Origin of the sequence: Paenibacillus sp. OK003 (genome assembly GCF_900109515.1) — a bacterium.
Classification (GTDB): domain Bacteria; phylum Bacillota; class Bacilli; order Paenibacillales; family Paenibacillaceae; genus Paenibacillus; species Paenibacillus marchantiae.
Genome location: NZ_FOBD01000008.1, coordinates 321,021 through 340,448, shown reverse-complemented (window position 1 = coordinate 340,448; position 19,428 = coordinate 321,021). Strand labels below are relative to the sequence as shown.

Sequence of the window (19,428 nt, the reverse complement as noted above, 5' to 3'; positions counted from 1 at the left end):
CGATGTAGCATAGGCTTAACATATCACCGCGGGCATCTCCCTGGCGCGCGGTGTCATGATAGGTTGTCGCATGACAGACGTCCGGCTTCGCCAGTCGCTATGAAGATCTATCGATGTTCTTTGCGATAGCGAAGCGGCGTAGTCCCGGTCACCTGTTTAAACGTTTTATTAAAATGGGCTGTATGCTCAAATCCTACCTTCTCCGCAATCATTTGCACCCGTTCCTGAGTGGACAGTAAACGTCTCTGTGCCTCCCGAACCCGGGTAACACGCAAATATTCGCTGAAGCGAAATCCGGTAAAACGGCTGAACATTCGGCTTAGATAAGATGGACTGATATAAAATCGCGCTGCGGCCTCTTCCAACGTAAGGGGCTCGGTATAATGATTGTTCACGTAAGTGACGATCTCACTGATCTTTTCCTGCATCGGATGATGCGGGACCGGTGAGGATTGCCGAGTATTCTCTTCCACCCGGTGGATCTGAATCAGGATTTGGGCGAGCAGGCTTCTCACTACGATTACATAATGAGGTCGGCGCTCCTTGCATTCTTGTAGCATCTGCCACAGCATCCGTTCGATCTCGGGCTGTTCCGCATCAGGGAAGTGCAGCAGCCTTGAACGATCGAAGGGAAGCAGACCACATATTCCAAGCTCCATCCCGGTGGCAAAAGAAGGCGAGAATCCGATCAGGATTCGTTCAAAGCCGGGCATGCTTCCTTTGGACGTCGTATGTACATCATGGGGATTGATCAGGATCAAATCACCTTTGCGTGCGGTAAGAAGCTGACCATTCATGGAATAGACGCGTTCTCCTTCAAGCAGATAATACAGTTCGTAAAAAGGGTGTGCGTGAGGCTGTGGCATGGCGTTCCCGTCGTGTCTGCTCATGTGCTCAATGGTGAATGAACTCTCGCCAATTCGATATTTGGGTCCAATCCGATCCTCTATAACACTCATAACACGTCTCCCCTCTGCAGCAGCTGATTTACGGTTAATATCCATATCATAACGGAAAATCCAGTTTGTTGTAAACGCTATCATGTGATGAGGGTTCGACCAGTCGAAAATGAATAGAATGCGGGTGGAATGATTTTCGGGGTGCTTATATATGCTGTAAAGGTGACAAAAGTCTATTCATGTTTTACAGTAGGGGGAGTGAGGCTAACCTCTGGATAGAGGTGTCTCCAATTTGATTTGGAAGGAAGGAAACAGAATATGACGACACATGAATTATCGCCACTGGTTGCTGCATTGAATATGCAGCCACACGTTGAAGGCGGTTGGTATAAGGAAGAATGGAAGGCATCGTATCAAATTCCACAATCCGTACTGCCGGATACATACTCAGGCCCTCGATTCTCGGCAAGTTCGACGTACTTCCTGCTGCACTCCCATGAAGTCTCGGAATGGCATACCGTTTTGTCTGATGAGCTCTGGTTGTGGCATAGCGGCAGTCCAGTAGAATTGAAATTGGGCGGCAACGGCGAAAACCCGGAAAATGAAGAAGTTCTCGTGCTGGGTATGGATATTGCTGCGGGTCAATCGCCGCAGGTACTCGTTCCAGCCGGAGTATGGCAAACCGCACGTCCGCTGGGTGATGAGCCTGTGCTCGTAACGTGCGTTGTAGCACCAGGCTTCCATTTTGATGATTTCAAACTGGTTTCCAAAGGCTAATATAACTATAAATGAATAAGCAAAATCCCGATCCAGGTGCGTGTGCATCCAGATCGGGATTTTTTGATGTTTTCTATATAAGTTGAACTAAAGATATATTCACACGTGCACTCCGATGACAGAATAACCTTCCAATCGCTGTTATCCCCAGATTTTTTTGATTCCCTTTTCTTAAGGGAAAAATCCGGTGATAAGCCTATGCTTACGATGTAGCTTTCTTTCAGAAAGCTTTCAGGCGAACGCTTCGCTTTTCCAGGTTTTTTCTGTCCTCTCCGTTTCTGTGTAAATGATTAGTTCAACTTATATAGCTTTGATTGTATGTTGGGGTTAGAAGTTAAAATTGTCCGGATCGGAACCAAAGCGCTTATTCTCGTTCAATTGATTGATGCGCTCGATTTCTTCCGTGGTCAACTCAAAGTCATACAGGTCCGCATTATCACGAATGCGCTGTGGTGTAATGGATTTGGGTATGGTCACAATGCCATTTTGCAGATCCCAACGAAGAATGACCTGTGCTGGTGACTTGCTGTACTTGGCAGCAATGTCTTGAAGAAGCGGATGCTCCAAAAGATGTCCCTGACCCAGTGGAGACCAGGCTTCAATCTGGATCTGATGTTTGCTGCAATACTCCCGAAGCTCCGTTTGGATCAATAGTGGATGCAATTCCACCTGATTCACAGCAGGTTTAATGGTCGCATCGATCATCAGGTCTTCCAGATGGTGGATCTGGAAATTACTCACCCCAATGGCGCGGATGCGTCCTTCCTTATGCAGCTTCTCCAGCGCTCTCCAGGTATCCTTATACTTACCTTTGACAGGCCAGTGGATCAGATAGAGATCCAGATATTCCAGTTCGAGTCTTTCCATGCTTGCTTCAAAAGCGGCCAGTGTCGATTCGTAACCTTGGTCCCCGTTCCACACTTTGGTGGTAATGAATAGATCCTCGCGGGCGATTCCAGATTCACGAATACCCTGAGCTACACCGGTTTCGTTGTTATACGCTTTCGCTGTATCGATACTGCGATAACCAGCTTGAATGGCCGTTTTGATAGCTTGAACGACTTCGTCTCCGTCTTTAACTTTGAATACCCCAAAACCCAGCCATGGCATTTTGACTCCGTTATAAAGTGTCGTTGTGTCCTGCACGTGTTTCATGGTCCGAAATTCCTCCTCTGATTCATTCATTATTCCATTATGTAATTACCCTGTTGATCGCCAGCCAATCGTAAATGGATGACCGTCTGTATCAATTATACTAAAACCTTTTTGGTAATTGGAAAGAATACGACCATTTCGATAGGAAAAACCCCTCTTTTATCTTTTTTCACCAGCCAGAGGTTTGGTTTTGACGCCTACGGGTGATAAGATGAAGTATACGAAATATGGAAACAGAAGCTTCCCTATGGAAGGGATCATATGAAGAACAGAGGAGCACGGGAAATTTGGGTGTTATTGAACCCGTGTGATTAACGATAAAGGAGTAAGAATACAATGGCTAAACCTAAACAAACCAAAAAAGCAGCAGCTTGGTCTCTCGTTATTATGGGGGCGGGATTTGCCGCATCATTGCCGTTTCAGGGCGGTGTAGTAGGCAAACTGCTTGTAGGTTCATTTGAAGCGGGGCTGGTAGGTGGACTTGCGGACTGGTTCGCCGTAACAGCGTTGTTCCGTCATCCACTGGGTATTCCGATTCCCCATACGGCTTTGCTGCCCAAAAATCGGGACAAATTGACTGAAGGCCTTGTCTCCGCGGTGGAAAACAATTTGCTGAACAAGGATAGCATCACCGAGAAAATTGAGGGCTTCAAGGCGGCAGAAATCGTTCTGGATACCATGACAAGGGAACTTCACAACGATGGAGTCAAAAGCATGATCGATACGCTCTGCAAACGTATCCTTGCCGGCCTGCCGTTGGAGCAGATTGCTCCGCTGGTTGCGGGTGAGATCAAATCACAGGCGGGAGCCTTCGACCTGGGTCCGATTCTGGAGCGGGCTTCGATCCAGATGAGTGAGCGTGGATATGATGCCAAAGCACTGGATTACGGTCTGAAGCAGGCAGAGGAATGGCTGGTGAAGCCGGAGACGATCATGTTTTTGGGTGAAAGCGGCCTAAAGGCAATCAGTGGCATCCAGATGAACGGATTAATGCAATTTGCGATGAATGCGTTCATGGGTTATCTGAACGAGGAGCGTCTGGGCAGTATTTTGCAAGGATATCTGTTTGACCGGGTGGAGGACATGAAGCGGGAGGGCAGCGCTCTTCGTTACAAAGTGCTTGATCTGTTGCGAACCCAGGCTATCCGGCTGGCGATGAGTGAAAGTGTGCAGGATGGAGTCAACGGCTGGAAAAACAACATGCTGGATGGATGGAACGCAGAGGAAACCGTGCTGAACAAACTCACTGAATTGAGGGAAAAGGCGCTCGCTGCAATGGAAGATGGTCAGTATGTGGAGACGTTTGCTCTGCCTGCGATTGAGCGGGTATTGTCCGATTTGCGGTCAGACGATGCTTTATTGGCAGGGTTGAATGCAAAGATTGTGGAAGGTGTAACGACGCTGCTAGAGAAAAACCATTCCAAAATTGGCAACCTCGTGCGCGAAAACGTGGACAAAATGGACAATGCCTCATTGATCTCCTTGATTGAGGATAAGGTTGGACAGGATTTGCAATGGATTCGGATTAACGGGGCCGTTACCGGATTTATAATCGGGATTGCACTGACCGCCCTGCGGATGGTATTGGAGTAACTCATTGATAATGGCAAGATTAGGGCCGCTCTCTGGAGCAGGCTCTTTTTTTGTCTGGGCAAATGATAAATAGAGAAATGATGCAAAAACAGTTGAATTGGGTAATGTACACCCGAATGCTCTATTGGAATCATTTAGGAACAAAGTTACATAAAAACGATGCCAACAGCCGATGTGATCATGTTGATTTTGTACTATGATGCAGATAACTCGTTAATATGGATATCCGCTTGGATCAAGTGGAGGGAACGCTCTGTGCCTGACTTTCTTAAGTTACGAATAGGGCGCATCGGGGTGGAGAGTTGATTCGTAAGGGTCCACAGGAGAAATAGGATTTCTCCTCACAAACTTCTTATTGTAAAAATTTAAATTTAATATATGGGAATTAATTGGAACTGCTGTGAGCAGCTTGATTCGAAGGATAATATTAGCCCATTGAAACCATTTATGTTTTGACGTCGTCTAGGAGTAAAAGGGGGAGATGAGATGAATAGAACTTGGAAAATTGTCATGCTAGTTATACTTCTTTTAATTGTCATTGTACTGATTTTAGCCGGAGCCTATATTAAAAATGTTGGATATCATAATGTAAAGCTTATGTACACTTTACAAACGACAGATGCGAAAATCGTTGAGATGAATGAAGAGGGGAGTTATTTGGCAATAGAGAATTTATCCATTGAGCCTCTTATGAAAGAGCGAATGAGCAGGGAGGGTTGGAGTTATGTTGAGCAAGAAGGCTCTAACTATTTTTTTGAGAAGGGGCACGAAAAAACGATTGTGAACGTGAAGCAATGGAACCATAAATATGTAATTTATAGTGTAAAAGGTAACGTTACCAATTTAGCAGATTAGCATATAATAGATTTTGATTTTAATACCCGCCCCACTATCATAAAATCAATGGTGGGGCGGGTGTTTATTTAATTAGTAGCTTTATCTATTTCATATCCATACACTCTGTAGCCTGCATCATACCAATTCTTAAGAGTAGTTTCTTCTTTTCTATCAGAAGTGTGTTGAGTGAGGTATTTATTGGCACTACTGCTACCTGTATTTTTAGTAATAATTGCGGTATGATCCGGATCACCATCATTGCCAGCGTCATAACTTACAGCATCTCCGGTTTGCAAATCTGACACACTAGAAGCTACAACAGCTCGATCTTTCCAGTGTCTATAGAAGTTGGTGGCACCGCCCCAGGTATGTGAGGGAATAAGTGGACCAAAATGCCAGGATTCATTGCTCGTAAAACTAGCTCCGTATTTAAATTTCATTCCTCCAGCGTATAACGATTGTGAAACAAAATTAGCACAATCCCTCCAACATTTATCCGATATTTTGCAACCGTTATATTCAGCGTAATAAGTTGAGTATACCGGGTTTCTGCCATTCCACCATTGATAGGCATAGTCACGGGCAGCAATATTATCGTATCCATTAGCAAAAACAGTCTGAATCGACATGTCACTTGTGCTTTCTTTAGTTGTGAGAGAGGTTGTTGCGCTATCTACTGTATACGGTGCACTTAAGTCAATGGGCATAAGGCTGAATATTTCCTCTGTTTCTTCAGTGGAAAGCTGTGATTTCTGAGAAAGTTTATTTTCGTAATTTGCTAGTATTTCGTTCTTTGAATAGTTTTCATATAGATCTATGAATTTAACAAAGGAAACAATCTTCTTCATGTCTGTAGCATCGAATAGATCAAAGGCTGATCCCAAAGACATTACATAATTCTGATATCCAATATTATCGAGATCTGCTTTAATTTCAGTACCGTTTTCCAAAAGATACTGTTGATTGACCAGTTCAATCGCTTCCTGATGTTCCACTAATCCTTTTTCTTTGGCTTCTTCGGGACTTCCTGGGAGTGTTTTATAGTACCGAATGTCCGCTGCCCTGAGAACCTCCGTTTTGCTGGATATATCCGTCTTTCCGATGGATTGTTCTTGTGGCTTAGCTTGTACACTAGCTAGAGGGCTTAAACAAAGAGCAAGTGAACAAATAATTAACAAGTTTTTTCTAAACTTCACTTTTAAATCACTCTCCAATCAAATGTATTTTTAGAGCGAAGTACTTCGCTCTACTATAATATAGACGATAAAAATTGGAAATTGTTTCATTTATTTAGAAAAAATTATATAAAAAAATGCACAGAATGTATTGAAGAGAAAGCTTTTTGTTATATATAGAAAAACGGAGTAGTTAAAATAATGCATAATCCAGAAAATGGGGTAATGTACACCCAAATGCCCGATTGGAATCATGTAGGAACAAAGTTATATAAAAACGATGCCAACAGCCGATGTGATCATGTTGATTTTGTACTATGATGCAGATAACAGAAGAAAAGAGTGGGTATACGAATATATTTAATGATAAAGAAAAGGTGATTGATATGAGGTTGAAGCGACGACTCGCATGTATATTTTTTTTGACCATACTATCTACTTTCATTTTGGGAGGGTGTCAGAACATGAAGGAAAGTGAAAAACAGGCCTATTTTAAAGAAGCCGAAGCGGAAGCCGTAAAATATCTGAAAAATAAATATGAACTGGATGTCGTGATCACAAATAAAGAGCTGTTACCTGAGATGGCACTTGATTCTATTGCTATGGAAGGGCATGTGGTTGAACATGAAGAGCAAGAATTTACGATCTCGTATGACTATGAGGATAAAAAAATCAAAAATTTTGGCATGAGTCCGGCAATTAAGGAAGCCATTATAGCTAAGGGATATGATCCGTTTAACAAATAAATCATAATTCAGGATTGATTTTCTTGGAGGTGCAACGGTTGTGAGTAAATCACCAAAAATTGATGATGAAACATACAACAAGATGTCTGAATTAGCATATGAGAATCTGACAACCAAATGTATGAAGCGGAAGATTACGCCAGAGATATGCAGAAAAAATACAAGGATTTGGATTTTTCGCTGACAGGGCATTCGCTTGGAGGGGGCAATGCCCAGTATGCGGCCGCATACACGGGTCTTTCCGCGGTGACGTTCAGCGCGCCATCCGTAATCTCCAGTCTTACGCCAGAGGCAAAACGAAAGGCCGAAGAGGGTGGGTTTGATAGCCAAATTATCAATTATGGGCATCCCGGAGACTTTGTAACGAGCGGCTTTTTTGGTGGTTACGATCGTCACGTAGGTTCCATGTATTACATCAATTCCAACTATGAGGATATGAATGATGACATGGGCATGTGGGATAAAATCAGCAACACCTTTGGTGGTAAAGAGTATCACAGTTTGAAGCAGTACAAGTTCGAGAACGGCTATATTTCCAACGATCTATACGATCCGGTTACAGGCGAGCAAATCCATTATTCACCACGTCAGCCGTTCAATGTCCTGTCTGATCTCGTAGCATTCATGCGGAACCTGGGTGGGCAAGCAGGCAACCTTGCAAGAGGTATGGCCGCAGCAGCAGGAGCATCTGGCCTGATTCAGGTAACGCCCGAAGAACTCAAAAGTGTCGCTGCCCGGTGGAAGCAAAATGCACAACAGTGTAATGCAGAGTTGAATACGGTACGGAGCCGAATGGCGCAATACCTGCATTCCAGCCGTAGTCGCAGACTTGAGCCTATCGTCACTCATTTGGATGCGTCTATTAACGAATTGAGCACATGGCATATGAAGCATACGAGTCAGTTCTTGAACTTTATCGAAGAGAAGGCGGAAGCATTCCGTCAAGCGGATGAGAGTCAGGTCAGTTTTAGATAGAATTTTGCGTGAAGGGCCTGGCGATTGGCACTTACATAAGGGAGGGAACACGAGTGAGCGGACAATTGCTGGTAGAGCTAAATGATCTTCGGATTGCTGAAAAAGAATTGACCCAGCTGCTTGCCCGTCTCCAGGCAGATGAGCAGGAGGCAAGAAGCCTATACAACCGTCTCGACGATTGGAAGGGACAATCGGCCGATTATACAAGGCAGCAGATCGAAGCGTTTTTCGCGGGTCTGTCTGGACGAATACAGTCGATTGAACAACAGAAGAAGAGCTTGCTGCAATATATTGAAATCATGATCCAGACGGATCAGGGACGATAGGGGAAAAGTTGTAAGGGACGCTGTTCTTAATCAGTGAACTTAAGCATGGAAATTTGAAATCGAAGTTGGCGTATGCATACAGATATCAAAAAGGAGCCTCGGCACATCGGGAAAGATCCCGTTCGCCAAAGGCTCCTTTCTTTTTCAGTCTACATACAAGACTCTATGTTAGCTCTTAACGTTTTTTGCGGCGTGTTGCGAGAGCAATACCCAGGAAGGACAGGATCAACGCCAGAATGGATACGATCAGTGTTGCCTGCTGCAGCTTCAACGTGCCTGAATCTGAATTCGTATTGTTTGGCTCACCAGTAACGGTGTCGTTCAACGCATCACCCAATGTGGTATCGTCTTTTGCCTTCGTATCGTCACCCGTTGCTGCTTCATCATCATGACCCGCATTGCCGGCTGTACCTGCACTATCATGACCTCCGCCTGCAGCAGCATTCCCTGCAGCAGCAGGATCTTGGCTGATAGCCGTAATACTGTGCGGATTGCTGTCACTTGGTCCGCCTGTCCATTCCACGATGCTGCCATCGCTATAATACTGGAACGCATCCCAGGCTACTTCCGTTTCGGCATCCGGATTCTGTGCTACGAAGTTGAACTGCTGGAATTGACCAGCCAGAATTCCTTCGTTATCTCCGTCCACTTCCCAAGTGATTGACGTTACTTCATTGGAATCATTTTTTTCGGTGGAAATTTTCCAGCCTGCCAGTGGTTGGTATTGCTTGAATGCAACGCCTTGAGGTACTTTCAGCGTGATTTTGGTGGTCGGCAGCTCTTTTTCGGATGGAATCTTGATGCTATACGTCTGCCATGCACCTGTCTGTGCCACGGTTGGGTTAACGGTAACGTGTGCACTGGCGAATCCTGCGAACAGCATCAGCGCAGCGGCTCCAGCAGTAAGGCTGGATGTCAGTTTGGAAGTCCATGATGTTTTCTTCAAAATAAATTACCCCTCTCAAATCTTATCATTTATGTTTCGGCCCATTTTCTAAAATAAGTGCCTGATGTGCTGCAAAGTCACCGTTCCGGTTACGAATCGTTCTTTCAATCGCTGTTATTCCCAGATTTTTTTGATTCACTTTAGAAGTGAAAATCCGGGAATAAATGCGAACGTTACACTTTTCCAGAATCGATTTCGTCCCCTTCACTACAATTGCAGCTTGTTGAGACACTGATTTTAGACTGAGTCGCGTTTCAAATCTGAATCGGTTTATACCTACGGATTAGCGGTGTCGATCTCAAATTCGGTATCCAGTGAATCCAGAGATCGGGTTAGCAGATGCACCTTGATGTTCCAGCGTCCTGGCATGGAGATATATTCTTCTGCTTCGTAAACGCCAGTATCATTTTTCGGAATCGTGATCTCGTAAATGCCCATATCCATATCCAGGTGGGTCAGTGACAGTGTGATTTGTTCCAAATCGTTAACTGTACTGCCGTCTGGTTTCTTCACGTCGACCTTGAACTGGTTCTCTCCGGTACGATTGGGACTTACCTGAAGCGTAATTGTAGTCCCGTCATCCGTAGTCTGCACTTCTTTATAAGGTCCTACGGCTGCGGGTTGTCCGGGAGACAAGTGTGTCAGCACGGCGGCCAACGCAAGCACGACGGCTCCAGCAATCAGTTCGGCCTTCAGGCTGCCAGCCAGTCGGTTGCCGCTGCTTGCACGTGCCATTCTGGCATGACGCCAGGCCAATAGAAGCATCGCCACAAGCAAGACAACTTTAGCGATAAGCACGAGACCATACGCCGTTGTGAACAAAGACGTAAGGATAGGTCCAGGCAAAATGATCAGGCTGCTGTATATCCCCGTAGCGACGAGAGCAGCAACAGCGCCGATGCCCCAAACTGTAAATCGTCGAATCGCCGTCCAGTAGACCTCACCTCGCACCGTGGAAGGCAGTTTATCCGCGAGCGGAGGCAGACACGCAGCCATGGCAGTTAGAGCGCCGATCCAGAAAGCGGCTCCGATCAGATGAACGAAGTCCATTGCAATGGCGAGCGCGCGATGTTCTGCTGCTGCCGGATGTCCTGTCATCGCATGGGTGAACAACCAGCCAAGAACGAGGACCAATGATCCGTATGATGACCAGATACGGATACGCAGCGAGCGATCCCGGTCATATCCGGAGAGGATGGTAACCGCCAGCAGCATCACAATAAGCATCTGTACCATCCAGATCTGCCCAAATGACGTCAATTTGAGTGCGCTGCCCATCAGTGCCCAGCTGAACTCCCCGATGGAGACGCCTGATTCATACAACGTGTTCAGGGGCAGACTGATCAGAGCGGCAACAGAAGCGGCGCCATAACTGATCCATAACAACTTGTAGCTCCTTGGCACTTCCAGTGGTTCTCTCGCCATGGAAGCAGGCGCAATCCGGAACAGCAGGAAAGCAAGTGTGCCCAGAATCATAGACAACCCCAGATATTGAATCCAGTCGGTCAGCGACAAAATCCATTTTAACGGTCCGCCAACCTGGCCTGAACCTGAGGTTAAATCAGCGAGACCAGCAGGAGCGCCAGATGGTTCCCCGATATGAAACACATAGGCCCCTTGAATGGGGTGACCATCAGCAGATACGGCCTTCCAATTCACGGCGTAGGTTCCGTTTCCAAGTCCGGTCCGCAGTCCGGTCTCCAGAATATGAGGGCGATCTTCATCGACATGCACATTGCCGTCATCTGCCTGTGTTCCGTCAGGTCCGGTGATTTTAATATCAAAAAAGGCCGTCTGTAGAGACTCGTTGAACTCCAGAGTCAGGCGTTCAGGTGCTGTCGCAATAAGTTCATTTTCACCTGGTGAGGCCTGCACAATATAAGCATGGGCGGATGCCCATTGTGGCATAACAAGGCAACACAATAACATCAGGGCGACCATCAGTGCCCAGTGCCGTTTGCCCAATTTCATGGTGAACCTACTCAAAATCAAAAAATCATCACCCTTAGGTCTAGAATTGTAAGTCATTCTTTGTTAACCGAGCACAATCTATACCATTATAACTTTGTCCAAAATAACACCGTATGACTACATTGGGCTATAAAAAAACGAAATGATCCATGGAATTGTGACAAAAACATGAATGTGCCGCTATTTACGCAGCTTACGGCCTGCGAGTCCGCTTTCCAATGCATAGCGGGTTAATTGAACACGATTTTCGAGATGCAGTTTCTGTAAAATATTCTTCAGATGATTCTTCACTGTTTGATCCGAAATGCCAAGTTGGTCGGCAATCTCACGGTTAGTATATCCCGCAGATACCCATTGCAGGATCTCAAGCTCCCGCGTAGTCAGCGGATTATCGGGTACATCTTCCGTGCGAGGTGCGGGGAACTCCTGAAGGATTCGATAGGCAAGTTCTTTGCTCAGGGGTGCATCATCACTGACGATGGCGCGAAGGTATTCAAGCCAAGTGGACGGAGATAGATTTTTGAGCAAATATCCTTGAGCCCCTTGCTTCAGCGCTTCGAACAGGTACGTGACATCATCCGATACAGTAACCATGACGATAATGACATAAGGAAAGCGCAGTTTAATCTGGCGGGTGGCTTCCAGCCCATCCATATCCGGCATCTGCACGTCCATCAGAATAAGATCGGGCATCCATTGCCCGGTAAGCTCCAGCGCCTCTAGTCCAGTCGAAGCGGTACCAATAACTTCAAACAGGCTGTCCTCGGATAAAATACTGCAGATCGCCTCACGCGCATGCGCGTGATCATCGACAACCAATACCCGTACAAGTTCCATATTAAGCATGCCCCTTTCCAATGGTTATTCGAGTGTAACCTGGCCTTGAATCAAGAGCGAAAGACCAGCCCATCTGAGCTGCACGTTCCTTCGTAATTCGTAAGCCGTACCGATCCTTCAGGTGCAGTGGATCACCGCTCACACCAACACCGTTATCCTGAATAAAGATCGCCCAGACAAAAGGAGTACCTTCTGCAATCACCCGAATATCTGTAGCCCGGGCATGTTTGCGTACATTAAGCAGTGCTTCCCGAATGCAGGCGAGCAATTCTACCTGCTCCTTGGGGGAGAAGAAGGTGCTGTCCAGATCCCATTCCAGACGCGCCGAAGGAACCGTCTCCTCTATAAGCAATTCCACCTGTGACAGCAGGGAAGTCCCCTCCGGTACTGCTGTTTGTCCAGGGACGTAGCGGAGCTGCGCGATGGCCTGCCGTACGTAAGCGTTAACCTCGTGTACGGTTTTGCGTATTTCCTGAATTTCATTCTCGTGACCACTTCCAGCCAAACTGCGCTCGGCCTTGTCTGTTTTTACCGACAGGAGAAAAAGAGACTGCGAGATGCCATCGTGAAGCTCGCGGGCCAGTTGATCCCGAGCTTCGAGTGCCACTTTGGAGGCACGCTCCTGCTCCAGAGCGGCCCTGGCACTCTCCAGCATATTAAATAAGCGACTTAGCAAGGTGACGCTTATGAGGTACAGGATAAGGGGGGTAAGCCAGTTACCCACATCCATGGAAAGGTAAGGCATCAGGAATTGGTGACGGATGTATTCCCAGAGCCCAACCGTGAATGTGGGGACCAGCAGAATCATCCATTTAATCTGTTTGTATGACATGAATACAGAACTCCTTTGAGATAAGGTCCACTTCTATGTATCCGTTTCAAGGGTTGGCACCATTATAACGCATGCTTGCTTCAGACCCTAGTCTGGCTTTCTTCGGAGGAACCTCGGGTGGATAAGGGAGCATTTAGAAGGATATCTAAGAACAACATGGGGTGAAATTATGTCACGCAGGGTGAGCCTTGATGAGTACAGATGAGCGGAGCTGTATCCATTTTCCCTATTGGAGAAGGTCCTCTATACTTATATAGAACACAAATTCATTACAAAAGATGTTAAGGAGTGAACGCAACAACATGAATCAAGAGGTATTGGAACGTCGCAGCGAGTTGCTCAAGAAGAACATTCATCAAATGCTTCTTCAAGACAATCAGCACGGAATCAGTCGTCAGGATAACATGTTTTTGCAGCAGATGATTAAAGAGCTGCATCAGACTTCACATGAGATGAATACCACTCGATAAGGCAGAATCTGCACAAGAATGAAGTAATCTGGTGCATGATTCATTCCATGATGAACATGAAAATGGCGCTATCCCCGATTAGGCCGGGGGTAGCGCTTTTGGCTTTTTAAGGGGGATTTCTGAGGTGTTACACAAGTTGTTGCTGCACCGTTCGTGTCTGAATATATCGGATGAACAGTTCGGCTAACTCGGGATCGAACTGAGAACCGGAGCACATCTTCAGTTCCTTGATTGCTTCATCCACATTTTTCGTTTCCTGATACGGCCGCTCTGTCGTCATTGCATCAAAGGAATCAATTACCGTAAGCATTCGGCACAACCGTGGAATTTCAGAGCCTTTCAGACCATAAGGGTAGCCTGCCCCGTCATACCGTTCATGATGCAATTCGATATAGGGAATGAGATCGGCTAAACGCTCATTGGTCATGGCCATTTTTTTGCCCCAGGTGACATGGCCCTTGATCGTTTCCCATTCTTCAGCAGTAAGCTTTTCTTTCTTGTTCAGGATGGACCACGGAATTTCGAGCTTTCCGATGTCATGAATCAAAGCGCCCAATACAAAATTCCGCTTCTCCACATTATCAAGTTCCAGCAGCTCACTTATATCGAGAGCATACTTATATACGCGTTTGGAATGTTTGAATGTATCCATATCCTTATACCTGAACAAGTTGAGCTGCTGCTCAATGTCGCGCACATCCTGCACCAGATCAATCTCATGCTCCATGCCGTCGTTACTGCCGTGGCGATGCACATTGTTTTTGCCCTGTTTTTTGGCATAATACAGCGCTTTATCCGCCTGATCCACCAGTTGTGACTTGTTGTACATATCGACCTCATAACGTGCAACACCTGCGGAGAACGAGAGACAACCGTGCGGAAACACTTCAACTCCTTCAAAAGGTGTATCGTTCAGCTGCTTGCGCAGCTTGTTCATGAACGCATAAGCCTCGTCCAGATCCATGCCTGGCATGAGCAGGGTGAACTCTTCTCCTCCATAACGGAAGGCGGTGACCGGAGTACCTTCCGTCTTCCGACTGAGGAAATCTCCGAGAAGAGCCAGCAGGCTGTCACCCTGGAGATGACCGAAGCGGTCGTTGTATTTTTTGAAATCATCAATATCGATGAGTCCCAGCGAAAGCGGGGTTCCCTGGGAACGGGCGATACCCAGCTCGCTCTCCAGCATACTTTCAAAATGGCTGTGGTTAAACAAACCTGTGCGTTGATCCGTATTCGCCTTTTCCTCAATACTCTGATACATCACAAACAGCTGTTTGAACGCATGCGATAGCAAAATGCTAAGACTGAGATAGAGCAGCAGGCCGAGAACGCCGTTATGCACAACGAGAATGGTCAGCACAAGCGCCAAAATCAATGTACATAAATAGACGAGCAGCGATTCGGTAACAAACACACGCTTCATCTGCTGTAATGCATCCTTTGTTGAGAAATGAAAGAACAGGCCAAGCGTGATTGTATTAATGATGAAGTAGGCTGCGAGTGCCGCGAAATAGGGCAGCAGGTTATATCCATCAATTGCTCCTGGAATTCCTCCAGTCCAAGTAAATACATAAGCCGCTCCAGCAATCATAAGGCTGTAAATGCTGAAATTGATGATATGTTTCCACCAGGTGAGTTTGCGATCCTTGATTAACAGAATGAGGGAAACGGGCAGCAGTACAGACAGACTGAATGCACCACCAAACATGAAGATCGAGGCGAGGTACACGGAAGAGTCCATGGATTGCTGATTGCCTTTGGGCGGAATTTGAAACGTGAAGTAATCCAAAATCAGCGCCGCACCGAGCATCGTGTATACCATCACCCATTCTTCAGTGGATAGATGGAGATAAGACCACTTGTTCATATACAGAAAAATACCGATGCCCGTGCAGCTAAGCAACACGACATACATGCTGCTCCGATCTGCTTTATGGATAAGGTTACGAATAAAGTTCATAAAAATTCTCCTGCTTGGTTTAGTCTGCTCTTGATGTGAATATATCGGCTTGCACTATATTGATGTATAACATAACAAGTTACCTCCCAAAAATCCAGAAAGAAAAAACAGGCCGCTGGCAGCCTGTTTGTCATGGTGGCGAGTAATGTACTAGCCGCCCAGTTTGTATCCCGAAGTCAATGCAACAACGACAGAAGCTACGATGATTGCGTTGATCACGAGACGAGAATATTTAATGCCTTCGAATTTTTTCATGGAAAAGACCTCCCTTCCTTGGAGTCTGTCCGAATCTCTTCAGGCCTGATGGAATTCACTGGCTGCAAAGGTGCTCCGGTTCGATTCACCATCATGTACTGGATAAACAGGAATATGCCAATGTTCATGACCACATCGCCGATGCTGATCACCTGGGTCCGCGGATAAGGGCTGGACAGCGGGATGATATCACCTAGAAATGAAAGATGTGTGGAAGCATCCATCATATAATGCTTTGATACCGCTCCGCCTTCGCGTAGCATGTCCACATAATAGGGCCCAAGAACAGCAGAGGCGTCTACGGAAACAGGCATACGCCCACCGTTCACCGCCATGACGATGAAATTGAGAAAGACACCGATCCAGATCAACGTAAAACCCTTATAATGTCGATTAAGCCACAAAAATGCTAGACCTGTGACATAAACGGCAGCAAACAGGTATCCATTGATGGATGCAACCCAATCAAGCCTTTCCTGCAAGAAAAAGATGAAGAACTGGGCCAGCAGCAACAGCGGGAAAATCCATCCGCCTCGCAGCTTGAGTGCTGCAAACTGGTGGAGACCATACCGAAATCCACCCCGGAACAGTCCAACGATCAAGCCGAGCAGAATGCCGTCGTATACCATGATTAACTCCTGTCTTACAGATATGTGTAAATGTGATTGCGTGTTTGTGTACCTATGTTATTCGACCTTTTACTGGTAAATCCTGCAATGGAAAATATTTTTTTTGACAAGAAATTTGCAAAAAAATAAACAAAAAACCGGCTTTACGAACCAATGGGTCGAATCCATTGTGAGGTTCGGTAAAGTCGGCTTTATATTATGTCAAAATGCGAGCTTTAATGCATGTGGCACATGTTTTATTTATTCCGATTCTCCATTCAGATAATTGAAGAACGGTTGGTCAACCCAGAAGGTGTAACTGGAAATGTCCGCATTAGGTGCCAGCTTACGGAATCCTTCCTGAATCGCCTTGGAATTCTCCTTCAGAGAGAAGGATTGTGCGTAATAGTTGCCAAGTGAAATTTTATTGTTGGCAATGACCGGATATTCTGCCAGAGCAGTCGGCGAATAATACAACGGTTGCCACCAGGAAGCATGAATCAAGGCGGAGGTGTCATCGCTATTCTTTTTGGCATACTTCAATATAATGTCGTTGAAGCGGGCTTTGTCCGCTGTGTTATTGAACTCGAACTGAATGTCATATTCTTTGGCGTAGGCAATGTAGTTGCCATTCTCGATCTGGGTTACTTTGTAATCCGGTGTTTCTTTGGGCTCTCCCCATTCCTTCAAATAGATGAAGGCAGATGTCTTCGGCTGGAACTGTACGTCGGCATCGATGCCTTCACTGCGCAACAATCCAATTAACTGTACCGCGTGTTTAATATCATCATGCCCGTAAGTTAAAGTCAGTTCATCGATGAAGTTGGAATCGAAGCGACTGTCCTTTAGATTGTAACCTGTGACGAGATCATTCCGCAGAGCTTGATCCACAATGGTCCGCAGTTCGGGTGCTTCTATTAAATCAGCGGTGCGATAGGCAGCGTACAATTTGGAGTAAATGTCAGCGTCGCCGGAACGGCCAATTTCATTTTTATATTTACCCTGACTGGTCAATACTCGTCCAAGCAAAATGTTGGCAAAATCGGCACTTGCTTCGCCGCCCTTACGGAGAGCGGGGTACAGGCTTTCCGGGATCAGACCGGTATCAATGGCAGCGGCTAGTTCCTGCGCAGCTTGTCCCTGCACGCGGCTTGGGCTAATGCCCAGTTTCGCAAGTGCCTTCGCTGTTTTGGCTTCAGGATATGTATAAGCCAGCTCTTTGAATCCAGCTGCTTTGACTGCGATGAAGACAGCGGCATAAGTGCTCAGTTTGTCGTTGGCACGTACTTCCGTACCGGATAGGATGCCGTTGTTATATAAGGAAACGGCGGCTTTATATGCAGAATCATTCGAATTCAGATCAGTGAAGGCAGGAGCCTTAACTGCACTGTCACTTGCTTCATCTGTAGTAGTAGCTGCTTGGTCAGCTTCAAGAATGGCAGCAATTGCCTTGATGAAGTCACCCTTGGTTAGCTGCTTCGGCAATTGGATATTGTATTTGGCTTGCAGGAATTGGGCGTAATCGGCTGCACTCTCGGTATAGACTGAAGGAGCTTGTGCTACCGGTCCTTTAACTGCTTGCGAGGTCGTTTGTCCGGCGGGAGTGGGGGATGCTGCGGATACCGAAGCGGGCAAGCTGAGGCTGCCGAGTGTAACGGGAGCGGCTAGCAGAGCGGCCAATGTGATCTGGGTGATTTTTTTCAAATGAATAGCCTCCTCAAAATAGGTTGGAAAATAAATAAGATTGCGTTATAATTCTGACAAATCCTATCTGAATATAATAATTGGATTGACTTTAGCATGGAGCAGCTCTGGATGTCAACGAAAAAAAACCTTGGTACAGAGAGCCTTCGGAGGCTTTATGGAGGGTAAATCAGCTATTATATTCCAATTAGTGTATACGCTCAAAGATTTATTGACAAGGATCGACAGTATCCGCTAGGATTATAAAAAAAAGAATAGTGAAAAGGGGAATTTTCAAAATGAAAAGAGGTTTATCGTTCGTCTTATCGATCATCATGTTGGCTATTTTACTGGCGGCTTGTGGAAATTCTGCTTCCAAAGACGAACAATCGGCCCAAGGTGGCGACAGTGAGAAATCACTTCGCATGGCGCTTGTACTTCCTGAAAAAATCGGGGTTAACCCGTTCTTCGTACAGATGGATGAAGGTTTCAAAAAAGCAGGCGAGGAATTCAAAGTAGATACCAAAACGATTGAATCGACTGACCCGGCTGCATTTGAGCAAAACCTGCGTGCTGCAGTTGCTGAGAACTATGATCTGATTATTACAGCAACCTTCCAGGCAGAAGATGCATTGAAGAAAGTGGCTGCTGAAAACCCGGACAAGTCCTTTGCTATTGTGGACACAACGGTTGATCTGCCTAACGTACGTAGCGTTGGTTTCCATGAATATGAAGGAGCGTACTTGCTTGGTGCAGCTGCCGGACTGTCTACGAAAACAGACAAAGTCGGTATGATTGCCGCGATGGACGTTCCATTGATCAAGAAATATACAGAAGGTTTCAAAGCTGGTCTGGAATCGGTTAACCCGAATGCGGAATTCCTTGTGAACTACGTTGGTGGATTTAATGACCCGGCCAAAGCAAAAGAGCTGGCTTTGGTGCAATTCGGCAAAGGTGCTGACTTCATTGCTGGAGCATCTGCTGTAGGCGATCTGGGCGTGTTCGAAGCTGCGAAGGAAAAAGGCTTCTATACTTCCGGTCAGGATACAGACCGTACCGTTGAAGATCCGGAGCATATTGTGTTGTCTCAATTGAAGTCAACCGATACGGTTGCTTATCAGACCGTGAAGGATTTTGTAGAAGGAAACTTCAAAGCAGGCGCTGTGAACTACGGCTTGAAAGAAGATGGCGTAGGCTTGACGTATGTAACACGTGACAGCGAATCTCCATTGAATGCTTTTGTTGGACAAGAGGTTATCGACAAGGTTAAAGCGATCAAGGATGATATCGTATCCGGCAAAATCGTTGTGAAAGATCCATTGCAACAGTAGTATTCTTTGTTCAATAGGATGGAGTGATTGAGTTGATCAGCCGGCTGCCCGA

The 19,428-nt window shown here is 46.1% G+C and carries 18 protein-coding genes; 8 read left to right on the top strand and 10 right to left on the bottom strand.

Translation table 11 applies throughout. The annotated features are described in order from the left end of the window. Nucleotides 1–107: 107 nt before the first annotated feature. Nucleotides 108–959, bottom strand: coding sequence for a helix-turn-helix transcriptional regulator (locus BMW94_RS15135; protein ID WP_090999580.1), 852 nt, complete (start codon nt 957–959; stop codon nt 108–110). Between the two features lie 258 nt (nt 960–1,217). Between BMW94_RS15135 and BMW94_RS15130 the strand changes: the two genes are divergently transcribed. Further along, nucleotides 1,218–1,676, top strand: coding sequence for a cupin domain-containing protein (locus BMW94_RS15130; RefSeq protein ID WP_063566267.1), 459 nt, complete (start codon nt 1,218–1,220; stop codon nt 1,674–1,676). 327 nt (nt 1,677–2,003) lie between these two features. On the opposite strand, the gene BMW94_RS15125 is transcribed toward BMW94_RS15130, so the two are convergent. Continuing rightward, nucleotides 2,004–2,831, bottom strand: a complete 828-nt coding sequence (locus BMW94_RS15125; protein ID WP_090999579.1) for an aldo/keto reductase — start codon at nt 2,829–2,831, stop codon at nt 2,004–2,006. 336 nt (nt 2,832–3,167) lie between these two features. Here BMW94_RS15125 and BMW94_RS15120 point away from each other — a divergent pair, with 336 nt between their 5' ends. Then, nucleotides 3,168–4,424: a DUF445 domain-containing protein gene (locus BMW94_RS15120; protein ID WP_090999577.1), complete on the top strand. Its 1,257-nt coding sequence runs from the start codon at nt 3,168–3,170 to the stop codon at nt 4,422–4,424. Between the two features lie 486 nt (nt 4,425–4,910). Beyond that, nucleotides 4,911–5,279, top strand: coding sequence for a hypothetical protein (locus tag BMW94_RS15115; protein ID WP_090999575.1), 369 nt, complete (start codon nt 4,911–4,913; stop codon nt 5,277–5,279). Nucleotides 5,280–5,347: 68 nt separating this feature from the next. On the opposite strand, the gene BMW94_RS15110 is transcribed toward BMW94_RS15115, so the two are convergent. After that, entirely contained in the window at nt 5,348–6,457 is a 1,110-nt protein-coding gene (locus BMW94_RS15110; RefSeq protein WP_175480704.1) for an amidase domain-containing protein, read from the bottom strand. 443 nt (nt 6,458–6,900) lie between these two features. Between BMW94_RS15110 and BMW94_RS15105 the strand changes: the two genes are divergently transcribed. The 3 genes from BMW94_RS15105 (at nt 6,901) to BMW94_RS15095 (ending at nt 8,483) form a co-directional block, all read left to right on the top strand. Next, nucleotides 6,901–7,182 carry a hypothetical protein gene (locus tag BMW94_RS15105; protein WP_063566264.1) on the top strand — a complete coding sequence of 94 codons (282 nt, stop codon included), beginning with the start codon at nt 6,901–6,903 and terminating at the stop codon, nt 7,180–7,182. A 117-nt stretch (nt 7,183–7,299) separates the two neighbouring features. Further along, nucleotides 7,300–8,157 carry a Tle-like phospholipase domain-containing protein gene (locus BMW94_RS15100; RefSeq protein WP_139209344.1) on the top strand — a complete coding sequence of 286 codons (858 nt, stop codon included), beginning with the start codon at nt 7,300–7,302 and terminating at the stop codon, nt 8,155–8,157. 53 nt (nt 8,158–8,210) lie between these two features. Next, complete coding sequence (locus BMW94_RS15095; RefSeq protein WP_053780102.1) at nt 8,211–8,483, top strand: hypothetical protein; 273 nt, start codon at nt 8,211–8,213, stop codon at nt 8,481–8,483. A 175-nt stretch (nt 8,484–8,658) separates the two neighbouring features. Here the strand turns inward: BMW94_RS15095 and BMW94_RS15090 are convergent, their stop codons facing one another. The 4 genes from BMW94_RS15090 to BMW94_RS15075 form a co-directional block, all read right to left on the bottom strand. Next, nucleotides 8,659–9,429, bottom strand: coding sequence for a YcnI family copper-binding membrane protein (locus BMW94_RS15090; RefSeq protein WP_254790241.1), 771 nt, complete (start codon nt 9,427–9,429; stop codon nt 8,659–8,661). Between the two features lie 276 nt (nt 9,430–9,705). Beyond that, nucleotides 9,706–11,400, bottom strand: a complete 1,695-nt coding sequence (locus tag BMW94_RS15085) for a copper resistance CopC/CopD family protein (RefSeq protein WP_175480703.1) — start codon at nt 11,398–11,400, stop codon at nt 9,706–9,708. Nucleotides 11,401–11,580: 180 nt separating this feature from the next. Next, entirely contained in the window at nt 11,581–12,237 is a 657-nt protein-coding gene (locus BMW94_RS15080; protein ID WP_063566261.1) for a response regulator, read from the bottom strand. Between the two features lies 1 nt (nt 12,238). Beyond that, the gene (locus tag BMW94_RS15075; RefSeq protein ID WP_090999572.1) at nt 12,239–13,069 is read right to left on the bottom strand and encodes a sensor histidine kinase; all 831 of its coding nucleotides are present in this window, start codon (nt 13,067–13,069) and stop codon (nt 12,239–12,241) included. 302 nt (nt 13,070–13,371) lie between these two features. Between BMW94_RS15075 and BMW94_RS30510 the strand changes: the two genes are divergently transcribed. Next, nucleotides 13,372–13,539: a hypothetical protein gene (locus tag BMW94_RS30510; protein WP_162842449.1), complete on the top strand. Its 168-nt coding sequence runs from the start codon at nt 13,372–13,374 to the stop codon at nt 13,537–13,539. Between the two features lie 127 nt (nt 13,540–13,666). On the opposite strand, the gene BMW94_RS15070 is transcribed toward BMW94_RS30510, so the two are convergent. The 3 genes from BMW94_RS15070 to BMW94_RS15060 form a co-directional block, all read right to left on the bottom strand. Continuing rightward, complete coding sequence (locus tag BMW94_RS15070; protein WP_090999570.1) at nt 13,667–15,499, bottom strand: bifunctional diguanylate cyclase/phosphohydrolase; 1,833 nt, start codon at nt 15,497–15,499, stop codon at nt 13,667–13,669. A gap of 251 nt (nt 15,500–15,750) precedes the next feature. Next, the gene (locus BMW94_RS15065) at nt 15,751–16,383 is read right to left on the bottom strand and encodes a DUF5317 domain-containing protein (protein ID WP_175480702.1); all 633 of its coding nucleotides are present in this window, start codon (nt 16,381–16,383) and stop codon (nt 15,751–15,753) included. Between the two features lie 240 nt (nt 16,384–16,623). Further along, nucleotides 16,624–18,066 carry a hypothetical protein gene (locus BMW94_RS15060; protein ID WP_090999568.1) on the bottom strand — a complete coding sequence of 481 codons (1,443 nt, stop codon included), beginning with the start codon at nt 18,064–18,066 and terminating at the stop codon, nt 16,624–16,626. Between the two features lie 278 nt (nt 18,067–18,344). Here BMW94_RS15060 and BMW94_RS15055 point away from each other — a divergent pair, with 278 nt between their 5' ends. Beyond that, nucleotides 18,345–19,376: a BMP family lipoprotein gene (locus tag BMW94_RS15055; protein ID WP_090999566.1), complete on the top strand. Its 1,032-nt coding sequence runs from the start codon at nt 18,345–18,347 to the stop codon at nt 19,374–19,376. The last annotated feature ends 52 nt before the right edge of the window (nt 19,377–19,428 follow it).

Excerpts from the sequence above, each read along its gene's own strand:
- BMW94_RS15135 (WP_090999580.1), bottom strand. The coding sequence starts at position 959 with ATGAGTGTTATAGAGGATCGGATTGGACCCAAATATCGAATTGGCGAG.
- BMW94_RS15130 (WP_063566267.1), top strand. The coding sequence starts at position 1,218 with ATGACGACACATGAATTATCGCCACTGGTTGCTGCATTGAATATGCAG.
- BMW94_RS15125 (WP_090999579.1), bottom strand. The coding sequence starts at position 2,831 with ATGAAACACGTGCAGGACACAACGACACTTTATAACGGAGTCAAAATG.
- BMW94_RS15120 (WP_090999577.1), top strand. The coding sequence starts at position 3,168 with ATGGCTAAACCTAAACAAACCAAAAAAGCAGCAGCTTGGTCTCTCGTT.
- BMW94_RS15115 (WP_090999575.1), top strand. The coding sequence starts at position 4,911 with ATGAATAGAACTTGGAAAATTGTCATGCTAGTTATACTTCTTTTAATT.
- BMW94_RS15105 (WP_063566264.1), top strand. The coding sequence starts at position 6,901 with ATGAAGGAAAGTGAAAAACAGGCCTATTTTAAAGAAGCCGAAGCGGAA.
- BMW94_RS15100 (WP_139209344.1), top strand. The coding sequence starts at position 7,300 with ATGTATGAAGCGGAAGATTACGCCAGAGATATGCAGAAAAAATACAAG.
- BMW94_RS15085 (WP_175480703.1), bottom strand. The coding sequence starts at position 11,400 with ATGAAATTGGGCAAACGGCACTGGGCACTGATGGTCGCCCTGATGTTA.
- BMW94_RS15080 (WP_063566261.1), bottom strand. The coding sequence starts at position 12,237 with ATGGAACTTGTACGGGTATTGGTTGTCGATGATCACGCGCATGCGCGT.
- BMW94_RS15075 (WP_090999572.1), bottom strand. The coding sequence starts at position 13,069 with ATGTCATACAAACAGATTAAATGGATGATTCTGCTGGTCCCCACATTC.
- BMW94_RS30510 (WP_162842449.1), top strand. The coding sequence starts at position 13,372 with ATGAATCAAGAGGTATTGGAACGTCGCAGCGAGTTGCTCAAGAAGAAC.
- BMW94_RS15070 (WP_090999570.1), bottom strand. The coding sequence starts at position 15,499 with ATGAACTTTATTCGTAACCTTATCCATAAAGCAGATCGGAGCAGCATG.
- BMW94_RS15065 (WP_175480702.1), bottom strand. The coding sequence starts at position 16,383 with ATGGTATACGACGGCATTCTGCTCGGCTTGATCGTTGGACTGTTCCGG.
- BMW94_RS15055 (WP_090999566.1), top strand. The coding sequence starts at position 18,345 with ATGAAAAGAGGTTTATCGTTCGTCTTATCGATCATCATGTTGGCTATT.